Raw genomic sequence first — 14006 nt, 5'->3', positions numbered from 1 at the left:
CCTCCTGTCCATATTGCGTTCTACTCCAACCGGATCGCCAGAGCGATCGGCGTTCCTTCCGCCGCGGCCGATTCCGGCAGCGTCACGGTTACGCCCGCGTCCGTGCCTCGCATCGGCAGTTCGCTTTCCGTTCCGACCAACGAAGCCCGTTCGAACCCGCCGACTGCCGGAACGGCAAGCTCGGTTTCGACGGCTTCACCTTCCCCGTACAACCGGATCGCATACACAACGTCGCCTTTGCGCGTAAACCGAATCTTTTCATCCTCGGAAGCGTAAGGCTCGCAGATTCGCGTTCCGTAGATCGCTTCCCCGTTCACCTTCAGCCAGGCGCCCAATCCCTTCATGCCTTCGATCGCCGCCCGAGGCAATCGCCCGTCCGGCTGAGGGCCGACGTTGAGCGCCAAATTGCCGCCTTTCGCCACGATCTCGACCAGCAGATGAACCAGCTCGCGCACGCTTTTGTACCGATCTTCGTAATTGAACGAAAACGAAGTGCCCATCGTGATGCAGCTTTCCCACGGCACGTTCAGCGGGCGCTCGGGCAGCGTTTGCTCCGGCGTAATGATATTTTCGTACGCGCCGCCGACCGTCCGGTCCGCAGACAGCAGCCATGGCTGATGCTCGCGGCGGATATTGTCGACCAGCTCGCCGAGCCGGATATCCTGACCGCTGCGCTCGTTGACCCAGCCCGCGTCCAGCCAGAGCATATCGATGCGTCCGTAACGCGTCATCAGCTCGGTGATCTGTTCATGCGTGAACCGGACGAATTTTTCCCACAGCCACGGGTACTCTTTCGGATCGTAAGACGGGCCGCGCCACATTTTCTCGCCGCGCTCCATGCCGGGTGCCCAGTAGTCTTTGGTATGCCAATCCGCTTTGGAAAAATAGGTCGAGATCGCAAGCCCCCGGGAGCGGAACGCGTCGAACAGATTCCGGCAGATATCCGCGTATTTATGACGATGAAACGGAGTTTCGGGCCCGGTAATGCGATAATCCGTCGTATGCGTATCCCACATGCAGAAGCCGTCGTGATGCTTGGTCGTGAACGTCAAATATTTGAATCCGCCTTCCGCGGCCAGATCGGCCCACAGCTCCGGCTGAAAACGGATAGGGTTGAACGTTTTGTCGAGATCGAAATATTCGCGCTTCAACTCTTCGCCTTCCACGCCCCAGTCGATACAGTCTCTGGCCCAATCGGCATCGCCGTCGCTGAGCGCCCAAGATTCCACCACGCCGAGCTGCGAATAAGGTCCCCAGTGCATCATCAGTCCCAGTTTCTGGTCTTTGAACCATTCCAGCCGCTCCAGAATCAACGGATCTTCCGGCTTGACCCATTCGTCTTCGCTGCTGTAATTGTGCACGCCTTCGTGAACGACCGTTTCTTCAACTTCCGAAGTTTCTTCCGTCATTTTCATATCCGTCATTGTTCGATTGTCCTCCTTGATAAAACGAGAAGCGAAAAATGAAGACGGAGTCCGCCGCTTCATCTTTCGCTTCTTCGATTCACTTCTTAGACGAAGCGTCGTTTTTTGATTTCAAACGACGCCTGCCGCATTCTTCTATCCGTTACGAACGGTTTACTGCGCGTTTTCGCTGTTCCACTGATCGTAGGCTTCCTGATAAATTTCCACGATGCGGTCGCTGCCCATTTTTTTCAGCTGCGCCACATAGGCGTCCCAGTTGCTCAGCGGTTCTTGTCCGGTAACGAATTTCGCTTCCATCTGCTCCACGTACGTGTTCAGATCGGACAGCAGCGCGGAGACTTCCGTTTGCGCGTCGTTGGTCAGATACACGTTCGGGAACGGAATTTTGGCGATCGGCACGAGCTTTTCTTCGTTTTGCTGCACGACCCAGTCTTCCACTTCGCTGCGCAGGCCGTTGGTCAGATCCGGGATATTGACACCCGGCGTCACGATGCCGTAGTTCGGCGTCAGCGTCGCGCGGAATTCCTCGCGGTCGCCGCCGTTCGGCACTTCGAGATACTTTTTCTCGTGCGTCGCTTCGTCCACGTAATCCCACATCATGCCTTTCGGTCCTTGCGTCCATAGCGTCGCGCCGTCATATCCGTATTGATAATCGATCCAGCGCATGCTCGCTTCCGGATTCGGATTGGTGACCGAGATCGCGAACGTGCCGTTGGACGACATGCCCGGATGTTTGCCGTAAACCGGGGTATCCGCGATTTCGCTGCTGACCGGCGTCATCATCGGATCTTCCATCGTTTCTTCGGTTCCGCCGAGCGTGAAGTACGGATAGAAGTCGCTGAACAGCGCCAGTTGGTTTTTCGCGCCTTTGGCTTTTTTCTGCTCATCGGTTTGCGAGAACGTCTCGTGATCCAGCAGGTCTTCATTCCACAGTTTGTTCAGGAAGGTCAGATAGCCTTTATAGCCTTCTTCCTGCGGCGTGTAGTGCGCTTTGCCGTCTTTGTCCGCGTAGTAGACTTCGTTATAGATGCCCCAGAAACCGAGGAAGTACATGCGCAGGTCGTCCAGCTTAACCGAAGTCAGCGGAATTTCGTCGGCCTGGCCGTTGCCGTTCGGGTCTTCGGTTTTGACGCGTTTCAGGTATTCGTACAGCTCGTCGGTCGTTTTCGGCTCTTCCACGCCCAGCTTTTCCAGGAATTCGCCGTTGTACCACATCGGGCCGCGGTACCAGACCGCCGTCGTGTCGATAAACGGCAGCGCGTAGATATGACCGTCCGTCGTCGTGATCGATTTGCGCACGTTGGGATTTTCGTCGAGGATTTTTTTCAGGTTGGGCGCGTAATTGTCGATCAGGTCTTCAAGCGGAACGAGCTGTCCCTGCGTGCCGTAGCTGACCTGCTCGGCCGGCGTGATGTCCGCGGCATAGAGGATGTCCGGCAGTTCGCCGCTGGCGAAGACCAAGTTCTTTTTCGTCGGGAAACTGTCGATCGGCGCGGTCTGGAACTCGATCTTGATATTGGACAGCTTCTCCATCTCTTCGATGACCGGCATGGTGTCCCACGGCGCCATATCGGCGCTCGGCGCGAACACGCTCAGCGTGATCGGCTGCTCGACGATCGGGAATCCGTCTTTGCTGACCGCGCCGCCCGTTTCCGCCGCTTTCTCCGTCGACGTTCCTCCGGATTGACAGGCCGAAGCCAGCACCGAGAACAACAACAAACCGGATAATGCGATTGCTCCTTTTTTACGTCCCTTTTTCATACCGAAATCCTCCCCTTTTTTCTGATGGTCCTGCGGGTTATGCGAGACAAGCACCTACTATGCAAAATCAGCCCTTGACGGAACCGATCATGACACCTTGCACGAAGTAACGCTGAAGGAACGGATACACCGCGATGATCGGCAGCGTCGCGACGATGATGACGGCATATTTGACGAGTGCGGCGACTTCGGCTTTGTTGTTGAGCGAAGTCGCCATGGTCGCGTCGATCGTTCCGGCCTGCGCCGACATTTGCTGCAGGACCAGAATCTGCCGAAGTACCAGCTGAAGCGGATATTTCTCCTGCTGGTTCAGATAGATCATGGCGGAGAAGTAGTTGTTCCAATGTCCGACGCCGAAAAAGAGAGCCATGACGGCAATCAGCGCGGTCGACAGCGGGAGGATGATGCGGAAATACAGGCGGAAATTGCTGCACCCGTCCATTTCCGCCGCTTCCTGCAATTCTCGCGGAATCGAAGACTGGAAAAACGTCCGGCACACGATCAGGTTCCAAACCGAGGTCGCTCCCGGAAGAATCAGCGCCCACATGCTGTCGACGAGTCCGAGGCTGCGAACGACCAGATAAGTCGGAACCAATCCGCCGCCGAAGAACATGGTCACGATGAACAAAATCATGAACAGGTTGCGTCCGACGAAATCGCGGCGGCTCAGCGCGTAAGCGGCCGGCAGCGTAACAACCAGATTGACCAGCGTACCGACGACGGTATAGATGATCGTGTTCATATAACCGTTCCAGATGCTGGAGTCCTGAAACACGCGGCGATACCCTTCGAACGTGATATCTTTCGGCAGCAGCCACATTTCCCCGGCGGCCACGATGGTCGGGTTGCTGATCGAGGCGCTCAGGATATAAATCAGCGGATACGCGACGATCACGAGCGCCACCGTCAAGATCAGATACACGAAAGCGAGAAAGACTTTGTCCTGCTTGGTTTCTTTAATCGAACTGACCATCCTTCATCCCTCCCTGAATTCATCATTTTCACGCTTACCAGAGACTGTTCTCGCTCGTGCGGCGCACTACCTGATTGACCACGATCAACAGGATTGCGTTCACGATCGAGTTGAACAAACCGACGGCGGTCGAGTAGCTGTACTGCGCTTCGAGCAGGCCGGTTCGGTAAACGGAAGTGGCGATGACGTCGGAAGCTTCCATATTGAGCGGATTTTGCAGCAGCAGGATTTTTTCGTAGCCTACGCCGAGCAGTCCGCCCATGTTCAGGATCAACAAAATCGTAATCGTCGGAATGATTACCGGGAAATTGATATGCCGGATCCGCTGAAGCCTGGAAGCTCCGTCGAGAATGGCGGCTTCGTGCAGTCCCGGATCGACGGCAGTCAAAGCGGCCAAATAAATGATCGTTCCCCAGCCGGTGGCCTGCCAGACGTCCGATAGCACGTAGACGGTCTTGAACCAGCGCGGATCGGTCAGGAAGCTCGGCGGCGTGACCCCGATCGCTTCGAGCAGATTGACGATCATGCCGGTCGACGGCGTCAGGAACGTGATGATCATGCCGGCCATGACGACCATCGAGATAAAGTGCGGCGCATATGTAACGGTCTGAACCGTCTTTTTGAAAGGACCGGTGCGAATCTCGTTGAACGCCAGCGCCAGCAGGATCGGCAGCGGAAATCCGACCAGCAATCCGTACAAACTGATACTGAGCGTATTCCACATCAGATCCCAGAAATAGTACGATTCGAAAAACCGGGTGAAATGATCGAAGCCGACCCATTTGCTTTCGGCCATGCCGAGCGCGGGGATGTAATTTTTGAACGCGATCTGAATCCCGTACATCGGTACATAGTTGAAAATAATGACGGTCAGCAGCGCGGGAGCCATAAAGATGTACAGCTGCCAGTTGCGCATGATTTTTTTGAAAAGCTTCTTGCCTTTTCGTTTGGCCGGTACGTCTTGTTGATCAAGCACCGCTTTTGCGCCCTCGTGCATCATCGTCTTCACTCCCTTTTTAAATGAATTTGCCGATCAGGCCGCATTAAGATATGGAAGAGTCATATTACCTGACAAGCGTTTTTATAGGTGCTTCTCCTTTCCGGCGCATCCTTTTTTCGGCATTCCCGTATATTCTGATCGGATTTTGCGCGCGCCTATTTTTTTGTAAGCATTTCCATTGCCTTCATTCCGCGTTTCGTTGATTTGGGTTTACAGCGAGTTTACAGAACGAAAGGCGGAGCGTAAATATGTGGTTTTGGCTCTGCCGGAAATTTTGACAATCGCATCGACTGGGAAATGTGTTAGAATACATTACAGAATCACTGGTTTTTTCATGAAAAACCAATCAAATTTCACATCGCGAAGAAAGATTAATGTTTTCTATTTCTGTCCAAAAGTAAAAAACAACATATCCGAAACCGAAAGACAGCGCCGCTGATCCTTCCTGTAATTGGTCAAATTCTACATATTGTCCGACAATCCCATACTTTCGTACACTTTAGACAGAAGGTAAAGGCTTACATTCAGTACTTTTATCGTTGACAAGATGCTATTGAAAACAGAGACCGGGAAAGGAGAATGAAGATGAAAGTGAAACCGAGTTACTTCAAATCACGGCTCTTCTTGAAATATATTTCCTCTTATCTGTTCGTTCTGCTCATTCCGCTGATCTGTCTGACGTTCGTGCTGTATCACAATACGGCGGCCAATTTACGCGCGCAAATCGAACAATCCCATCTCAACCAACTCACTCAGGCCGAGACGATCGTGGATACTCATTTGCAGCAGTTGAACGATATCGCTTCGCGCGCGGCGTATGATCCGAGGCTCAGCCGCTATCGCGTGCATGATCCGTATTACAGTCTTGAAGCGATCGACGCGTTAGGGAATTATAAAGCGGCAAGTCCAATCATTGATGAGATGTTTCTATACTTCCGGGGGGATCCACGTATTTATTCCAGTGTGGGCATGTATGATCTGGACGTATTTGCTGATAAATATCGGTTCCGCAACTGGCAAGCCGGCACGGTCGAAACCGATCTGAACGAGACGCGTTTCGCGACGATGCGCCCTGCCGATCTGGTAAGTCGAGGTTCCGGCTTCGAGCAGTCGACGCTGGCTTATTTGGTTCCGATCGTGCCGAACAGTCCGAATCCGCACGGCACATTAATGTACTTTGTTAAAGAATCCAGTCTGACCGGCCTGATCGATTCGATCTTGGGCGGGTATGAAGGGTCTTCCTATATTTTCGACTCGGAAGGACAAGTTCTGGCGGTTAAAAGCAATCAGGAGAAAGCATTGGGAGAAGACGCGCTCGGCTCCCTCGTTTCGCTATCCACCGGAACGCATAGCATCGCGATCGACGGCGTTCCGCATTCCGTCGTCTCGGTGAAATCCGAACTGAACGGCTGGGAATACGTGACGCTGATGCCAAGCTCTCAATTTTTCAGCAGCGTTCTGCATATTCGTACTTTTATCGCAGCGCTCTTCTCGATCGTCGTCGTATTCGGCGCGCTCGGCGCGTGGCTGCTCGCGCGTCGGCAATACAGCCCGATTTTCCAATTGTCCGAGTTTGCCGAGTCCAAGCCGACTTCGCGGTCGGGCGATTCCGATCCGGTTCATGACGCGGCACCGGGCAATGAATTGGATCGGATTCGTTCGGCGCTGCAAGCTTATAGCGCGAAGGCGGATTTGCAGGAGCCTTATGCGCGCAATCATTTCTTGCTGATGCTGCTGCGCCACGGCGGCGATGAAGAGCCGACTCCCGAGCTGCTGCAATCGTTCGGGTTGAACTTTGATCGCGCTCGCTATTTTACGATGCTGATCGGTCGCGAACGCCCCGGCGCAACGACGGACGAGACGCGCGATTGGCAGTTGATGCTGACCATGCTGGCCGAGGCGGAATATCCGGAGCTGGGCGCGAAGCTGCATAGCGTGGAACTGCAAAAGCCGGATCAGATCGCGCTGATCGTCGGGTTCGATCCGCTCGAAGAGTTAGATGAAGCGGAACAGATCGACCGGATCGCCCGCTCTGTTCATGATCATCTGCAAGGGATCGGTCGCTTGAACCCGGCAATCGGGATCGGCACTTGTTCGACGGGAGCTCAGCGGCTCAGTCAATCGTTTATCGAAGCCTGCTCGGCGTTCGAATCGCGCACCCGCAGCGGCGGAGCGAGCATTGCGTACTTCAGCGATCTGACAGCTGACTCCGGCGAAGCGTACTGGGTACCGAAAAATGTGCTGCTCAAGCTGACTCAGAGTCTCAAGCAAGGAAGCGCCGACGTGGCTGCACGTTCGGTCGCCGAAGCTTTGGATACACTGCGGATTCCCGGGCTTTCCGCACGTTATATGCGTTGTATCGGCTTCGACATTCTTAACACGATTTTAAAAACGGCCAATGAGGCAGGAATCGATAATTTGCACGGGGGCATTCCTCCGATTGAATCGTTCTCTTCGCCCGAGGAGCTGGAGCCTTATTTCTTGCAGCTCGTAGACAAGCTATGCGAACAAATCGAGCAAAAAGAAGAATGCGAAGCGCACACGCTGATGGATACGATCGTCGCCTATATCGACGAGCATTACGCCGACCACTCGCTGAGCCTGGAGACGATCTCGCACAAGTATTCGATCTCCATGTCGTACTTCAGCCGCTCGTTCAAGGAAAAGGTCGGGACGAACTTCGTTCAATATATTTGGCATAAACGAATGGCCGCAGCAATCGTGCAGCTGACGACGACGGACGAACCGCTCAAAGAAATCATCGGACGGATCGGCTATCAGGACGCGCCGAACTTTATCCGGAAATTCAAGAAAGAAACCGGTCATACGCCGGGTCAATACCGGAAGCTGTTTTCCGGCTCGGCAAAAGGCGTATTAAAAGAAGAAGCCTGAAATCCGCGGGTTCTTCTTTTTGCTGGCTGCTTGTTTCAATGTCTCCGAATTAGGTAATATGTAAGGAGTATCATACTTCGAAATCAGCTGTTGTTTTTAAGGAGGAATTTTCATGACCACTATTACTCGAGTACGCAAAACACTTCTGGCTTTATCGGCGGCAAGCGCAGTCGCGATCGGCTCGTTCGGAGCGGCTGCGCAAATTCAGCTTCCTTCCGCTTCGGCCGCCCAAGCCCCGACGGCTTCGGATACAGCCATGGCTCAGGAGAAACTCAACTCTTTTTACAAACCCGCTCTTAAAGGCGAATTTCCTGGCAATCCTGCCGGATTTGTTATAGGGAAAACAACCCGGAGCGAAATCATTGATAAATTCGGCCAGCCTGAAGTAGCTCGAACTTCCGTGAACGGCTTCGATAGCTATACGGCCAACATGGGTAATCCCGGGTATGCCATGTCTTACACGACTTCCGGCGTACTGAAGGAAATTCGCTATTTCGGTACCAATGTGGAGCGCCAGACGAATATCGGCGGGATCACGATGGCGATGGTAAAGAAAAACTGGTACGCGCCAACGTCTGCGACAACGATTAAAAACGGGAATACAACGCAGACCAAGTTGACGTATAAACGCGGAGAATACAATATCGAGTTTATTTTTAATAATTCGTTGGATTTGTCGCATATTAATTTGGTGGAGGGGAAAGCTTAAGGGCGCTGCGGGAGAAATTCGTTCAGGGCGCTGTTTCACTTGGAAAATTTGATTAAACTAAAAATGGAATTTTCCAAGTTCAAAGGCGTCCTTCACTGAATTTCTCCCTTCGCTTTCAGCTTTCTTGGAGGCAGAAGATCGTACGAGAGGGCATCGAGTCTTAGCAGACTCGGTGCCCTCTCTTTTTGGTTTGTACAATCGCTCAAAAGAGATTCGAAACATGAGGACAAGGCTGCGAAAAATGAGGAGAAAATCTTAAAAACTCATTGACTTACTTTTAGTTATCTATTATCCTAATGATATAAAGCAACTTAGAAGGCAATCAAACAAGAATAATAACCATAAATCGCTTTTACGGATCATCCATTCTATAGAAACGTAGGTGTTCATCATGCAGGAACTGACTACCGCACAAGATTTGACTACTCTGCTTAAAAATCGTCATTCAGCGATCAAGTTCGTACCGGAGACTCCGATTTCGCGTCAGGAATTGACTGAAATTTTCGAATTGACCAAGCTGGCCCCTTCGGCTTTTAATCTTCAGCATGTGCATTATGTGCCGGTGATGAATGAGGATGTGAAGGAAAAGATTTATCAAGCTTCCGGCGGTCAATATAAGATCAAGCTGGCTTCTGCCGTTATTGCCGTGTTCGGCGACAAGTCGGCGTATACGCATATTGCCGAAATGAACGAAGGCTTCCTTTCGCTCGGGATTATCGACCGGATGGAATTCGACACTACGGTTCGCGATGTTACCGAATTTTATGAACTGCGCGGCGAAGGGTTCCAACAGGAAGAAGCGATTCGTAATGCGAGCCTGTCGGCTATGATGTTCATGCTCATTGCCAAGGACAAAGGTTGGGACACCTGCCCGATGATCGGCTTCGATCCGCAAGCCGTACGCGACGCGGTAGGCGCGCCGGACAATATGACTCCGGTGATGCTGATCGCGATCGGGAAAGAAGATACGGGGAAGCGCCGCCCTCGCGGTTACCGCAAGCCGGTATCCGAGTTCGTAACGTTCGATCAATTCTGATTGCTCCGACTGGAACCGCGTATGAAGCCATGATGAAAAGACCGTTACGCAGGAATGGAACATTCCCGCGTAACGGTCTTTTTTGTATGCCGTATCGCTTGGTTAAGCGCGCAACATTCGAACCAAAGTCTGTTCTCGCTTCGCTTTTTACCCGATTTTCTCGTCTTCGAAAAGTTCGCTCAATTCATCAATCAACGAGCCTACATAATCCACCGCGCTGCGAATCGTAGCAGTATCCGACATATCGACCCCTGCCATTTTCGCCAGCTCCAGCGGAGTTTGCGAACCCCCGGCTTTCAGCGTCTCCAGCCAACGATCGATCGCCGGTTGACCTTCTTCGCGGATCTTTTGCATCATCGCCGTAGACAAAGTCAAGCCTGCCGAGTACGTGTACGGATATAAGCCCATATAATAATGCGGCTGTCTCATCCAGGTCAGCTTCGCGTCTTCCGTCATTTCCAGCGCATCGCCCCAGAACGAAGTCAGCACCTCGCCCTTCAGATCGCTCAATGCTTTAGCCGTAATCGCCTGATCGTTCATGGCGCGCGCGTACACGCGGCGCTGCAACTCCCCTTCAAGCAAATGGGTTACGAAGTTATGGTAATACGTGTTGAGCAGCTGCATAATAACCCAACGGCGCAGACGCTTGTCGTCCGAACGCGAACGCAGATGCTCGGCCAACAGCAGCTCGTTCATCGTCGACGGCGCTTCGATAAAGTAGAGCGACGGACGCGCATTCGTCATCCGTTGATAACGGGCGCCGAGCATCAGATGTCCGGCATGACCCACTTCATGCGCCAGCGTGAACGCGCCGCGCATATTATCCGACCATGACATCAGAATGTACGAGTGCATGCCGTAAATGGACGAGCAGAACGCGCCTGTCGACTTGCCGACGTTGCTTGCATGATCGACCCAACGCTGCGTGAAGGCGGCTTCGACGATCTCGCCGTATTCTTCGCCCAATACGCCCAGTGCGTCTTGCACCGTTTTACAAGCTTCCTCATAAGTGATCGACGGACTGTACTCCGGATCAAGCGGAGCTTTCAGATCGCAGAAATACATCGTATCGAGACCCAGCACTTTTTTCTTCAAAGCCGCGTATTTGCGCATATGCGGGGCAAGCTCGGTCTGAATCGTATCAAGAATCGCGCTGTACATCTCCTCTGTCACCTGCTGCGGACGCAGAAGCATATCGGTTACGGAGTCGTAATTGCGCAGGCGTGACATCACGACCTGACGCTTGACCTCAGCCGCATAAGCTTCGGCGAAGGTATTTCGGTAAGCGTGCAGCCCTCGGCTGAACGAAGCAAAAGAACTGCGGCGCAGTTCGGTGCTCGGATTCATCTCGTAATTCGTCTCGTAAGAAGCGAACGACACCGGGTAACGGCTTCCTTCGACCTCCACGCTTTCAAACGTCATGTCAGCCAGCTTGCCACGCAGGTATGTACGATACGGCGCACCATGAACTTCGGACAAAGACGCCAGTACCTTTTCCGTTTCCGGCGACAGGCTGTGCGGTTTCTGTGCAAGCAGCAGTTTCAAGCTGCGTGCAAACTCCGCGAGTCCCGGCTCTTTTTGCAAATAGCTTTCAATCGTTCCTTCCGGCAATTCCAAAATCTCGGACTCGATAAACGTGAATTCCGAACCCAGCTTGGTCAATGCGTCGCCGGACTTGGCCGAACGTGCTTGATTTTCCGGGTTGGTCCCGTCTTCGGTCTGTTTTAAATGTGCGTAAGCTCCGACTTTGCGAGCTCGTTCCATCAGCGCCTCCTGAGCATTCAGGCAGTCGAGCAGCAAGTCTGCGCCTTCTCCCAGACGTCCCTTGAACCGGGTCACTTCATCCGCGCTTGCCAGCACCCCTTCAAGCTCCTTATTCCAGTCTTCTTCCGTCAGAAACAGATGCTCCAGATTCCAGGTCGAAGACTCCGGCACCTCTGCACGCGTTAACACTTTCTCACTCATTGCCGTCACTCCTCTTCATGAAATAAGGCGCAGGCGACGGCGGAAAAATCCCGACCGTATGCGCCCGCGCCTATCGTCTTTCGTTTCCGCTTCGCGAACCCGCCTCTTTATTCTAACGCGGAGTCTTCATCGTTGCAAAAATGCCAACCCAGGTAAGCTTTGGAATGGTGCTCCGTTAAGGCTCGATTCCGTAGACAACTGCGCCGTTCACATAGACTACAGCGCGATTCCATTCGCCGAATTGCATTCGTCCGGCTTTATGCGAATAGTCGTCGGTTTCATCGTAATTGCTCCAGTCCGACTTATGAATACGCGACTGAATCTCGCCGGTTTCCCCGTTTGCCGGAATCGTTCCCGCTGTAAAAGAAAGCTCTACGTAATCGGTAGCTCCTGCCGGCGCTCCGCTCGTCTTGCCGAAAGCGGCTTTGACATTGGAGGCCCCGATCTGCGCCCAATCACAGAAGTAATTCTGACTGACTCCGCCTTCGTTGGTATAATAGTAACGAATTTTTACGTTTTTCAAATCCACGGCACTCGAACCGCTGTTACGGATATTGAAAACAGGACGTAAAGCGTTATCCGACGCGTTATCATCCAAAATTCGATACAACAGCTTCAAATCTCCGCTTCCCGTCGAAGGCGGTGTTACGGGAGGATTCGTACCCGGCGAAATCGGCTTGGCCGCGATTTCCGCCGAATCCGTACCTGCTCCCTTCGTGTTGACGGCACCTACTTTATACCGATAAGTCTTGCCGTTTACCGCTGTCGTATCGGTAAAGGAAGCTTGAGTTACGCCTTTTTTCAATAGGGTATACGTTCCGCCGCCTTCCGCCCGCTTCACGATATAACTATCGGCTCCGGTTGTCGCATTCCATTTGAGCGCGACCTTGGCATTGCCTGCGGTTGCGACCAGTCCTTTAACCTGAGCAGGAACCTGCGCGACTGGCGTCGGATTCGTTCCGCCCGTGCTCCCCGATCCCGCCAGCATCTGCTCGCGGACGAATTTGCCTGACGTGCTGAGCTGCGCTTGCGTCCAGCCTCCGGTAAAGCTTGCTCCGGGCGCCAGCGCCGCGGAAGCTTCCTGCTTATCGGCCAGCGACCAGTTTGCCCAGCTGATGCCCCGGTTTGCCATGTAGTCCGTCCATTGCTTGGCTTCCGTCAAAAACGGGCCGCCGTTGCCGGAAGCATCGCTTGTTCCCCATTCACTCACGAACACGGCCAGCCCTTCCGCCATCGCGGCATCGATCCGGTCACGCAGCCATGAACCATGCGTACCGGCGTAGAAATGGACCGCATACAGCACGTTCTTATCGGTCAGCGGAGAAGCCGCAGCATCGTGAATGTCCTGACTCCATGTACCCGTACCGACAATGATTGGATTATCCGGGTCTTCGGCACGAATCGTGGCAATCAGCTCTTCCGCATAAGGCTTGATCTGATTGTTCCAATTGACGTTACCGTTCGGCTCATTGGCAATCTCATAGATGATGTTCGGCGTATCTCCGTAAGTCTGAGCCATCTCTTTGAAAAAGGCTTTCGACTGCGTTTTATGCGTATTCGGATCGCCGTCGGATAAAATATGCCAGTCGACGATGACATAAACGCCCAGCTCGATCGCGGCATCAACGGCTTCCTTCACTTTGTTTTTCAGAGAAGGATTAGAGATATAACCGTCCGACTCCGTATACATCGCTACGCGAAAAACATTCAGTCCCCAATCATCGCGCAGCCACTTGATGCTATCCTTGTTCACGTAATCACCGAACCATTGAATGCCGTGGGAACTCATCCCTTTCAACTGCACAGGATTCCCGGAAGCATCGGTCAGTTTGCCGTTTTGGATCGACAACTGCCCGTGCTTACCGACAAAGCTCTCAGCGCTGGACGCCGACTTTTTTGCCGCATGTACCGGAGCCAGTGCTTTAGAAGCCGCAAGCTGCCCGTTTTCCGTTTTGCCGCTACCGGGTGCCTCTTTTGCGGAAGCCCAGCCGCCGGGACCTGCGCAGGCAACCAGTAAGGCAACCAGCAGAAAAGCAAGCATGACGCTTACTCCTTTTCTCCATGAACGTTTGTGCATCCTTTCCCCTCCATTGCGTTTCTGAAATTGCGCGTTATGCGCTTCTCTAACCTACTCGCTTCGATGGATACGCCTTCCAATTATTACCCTTTTCTCGGCCGTACCTTTCAAAAATACTCGATTAATGGAAAAAGGCCCGATCCCTATCGGGACCGGACCGTTATAACTG

At 53.1% G+C, this 14006-nt stretch carries 9 protein-coding genes; 3 read left to right on the top strand and 6 right to left on the bottom strand.

Going from position 1 to position 14006, the window contains the following annotated elements; genetic code table 11:
* Positions 1–20: 20 nt before the first annotated feature.
* The 4 genes from HRQ63_RS00270 to HRQ63_RS00255 all read right to left on the bottom strand — a co-directional run bounded on the left by HRQ63_RS00270 (position 21) and on the right by HRQ63_RS00255 (position 5155).
* Positions 21–1424: an alpha-L-fucosidase gene (locus HRQ63_RS00270; RefSeq protein ID WP_172237389.1), complete on the bottom strand. Its 1404-nt coding sequence runs from the start codon at positions 1422–1424 to the stop codon at positions 21–23.
* A 153-nt stretch (positions 1425–1577) separates the two neighbouring features.
* Complete coding sequence (locus HRQ63_RS00265; protein ID WP_172237386.1) at positions 1578–3185, bottom strand: type 2 periplasmic-binding domain-containing protein; 1608 nt, start codon at positions 3183–3185, stop codon at positions 1578–1580.
* Between the two features lie 67 nt (positions 3186–3252).
* Positions 3253–4158 (bottom strand): carbohydrate ABC transporter permease, encoded by a 906-nt coding sequence (locus HRQ63_RS00260; protein WP_172237383.1) that lies wholly within the window; start codon positions 4156–4158, stop codon positions 3253–3255.
* Between the two features lie 34 nt (positions 4159–4192).
* Positions 4193–5155: an ABC transporter permease gene (locus tag HRQ63_RS00255; RefSeq protein WP_172240417.1), complete on the bottom strand. Its 963-nt coding sequence runs from the start codon at positions 5153–5155 to the stop codon at positions 4193–4195.
* A 588-nt stretch (positions 5156–5743) separates the two neighbouring features.
* On the opposite strand from HRQ63_RS00255, the gene HRQ63_RS00250 reads away from it, so the two are divergent.
* The 3 genes from HRQ63_RS00250 to HRQ63_RS00240 all read left to right on the top strand — a co-directional run bounded on the left by HRQ63_RS00250 (position 5744) and on the right by HRQ63_RS00240 (position 9795).
* A complete protein-coding gene (locus HRQ63_RS00250; RefSeq protein ID WP_216673812.1) occupies positions 5744–8050 on the top strand; it encodes a helix-turn-helix domain-containing protein in 2307 nt (768 codons plus the stop codon).
* 112 nt (positions 8051–8162) lie between these two features.
* A complete protein-coding gene (locus HRQ63_RS00245) occupies positions 8163–8759 on the top strand; it encodes a YjgB family protein (protein WP_172237380.1) in 597 nt (198 codons plus the stop codon).
* 391 nt (positions 8760–9150) lie between these two features.
* Entirely contained in the window at positions 9151–9795 is a 645-nt protein-coding gene (locus tag HRQ63_RS00240) for a nitroreductase family protein (RefSeq protein ID WP_172237377.1), read from the top strand.
* Positions 9796–9942: 147 nt separating this feature from the next.
* On the opposite strand, the gene pepF is transcribed toward HRQ63_RS00240, so the two are convergent.
* Positions 9943–11760 carry an oligoendopeptidase F gene (gene pepF / locus HRQ63_RS00235; RefSeq protein ID WP_172237374.1) on the bottom strand — a complete coding sequence of 606 codons (1818 nt, stop codon included), beginning with the start codon at positions 11758–11760 and terminating at the stop codon, positions 9943–9945.
* A gap of 175 nt (positions 11761–11935) precedes the next feature.
* Positions 11936–13837, bottom strand: coding sequence for a cellulase family glycosylhydrolase (locus HRQ63_RS26115; RefSeq protein WP_172237371.1), 1902 nt, complete (start codon positions 13835–13837; stop codon positions 11936–11938).
* Positions 13838–14006 lie beyond the last annotated feature (169 nt).

The sequence above is a fragment of the Saccharibacillus endophyticus genome, assembly GCF_013185185.1.
GTDB lineage: Bacteria > Bacillota > Bacilli > Paenibacillales > Paenibacillaceae > Saccharibacillus > Saccharibacillus endophyticus.
This window is presented reverse-complemented; position numbering and strand designations above follow the sequence as displayed.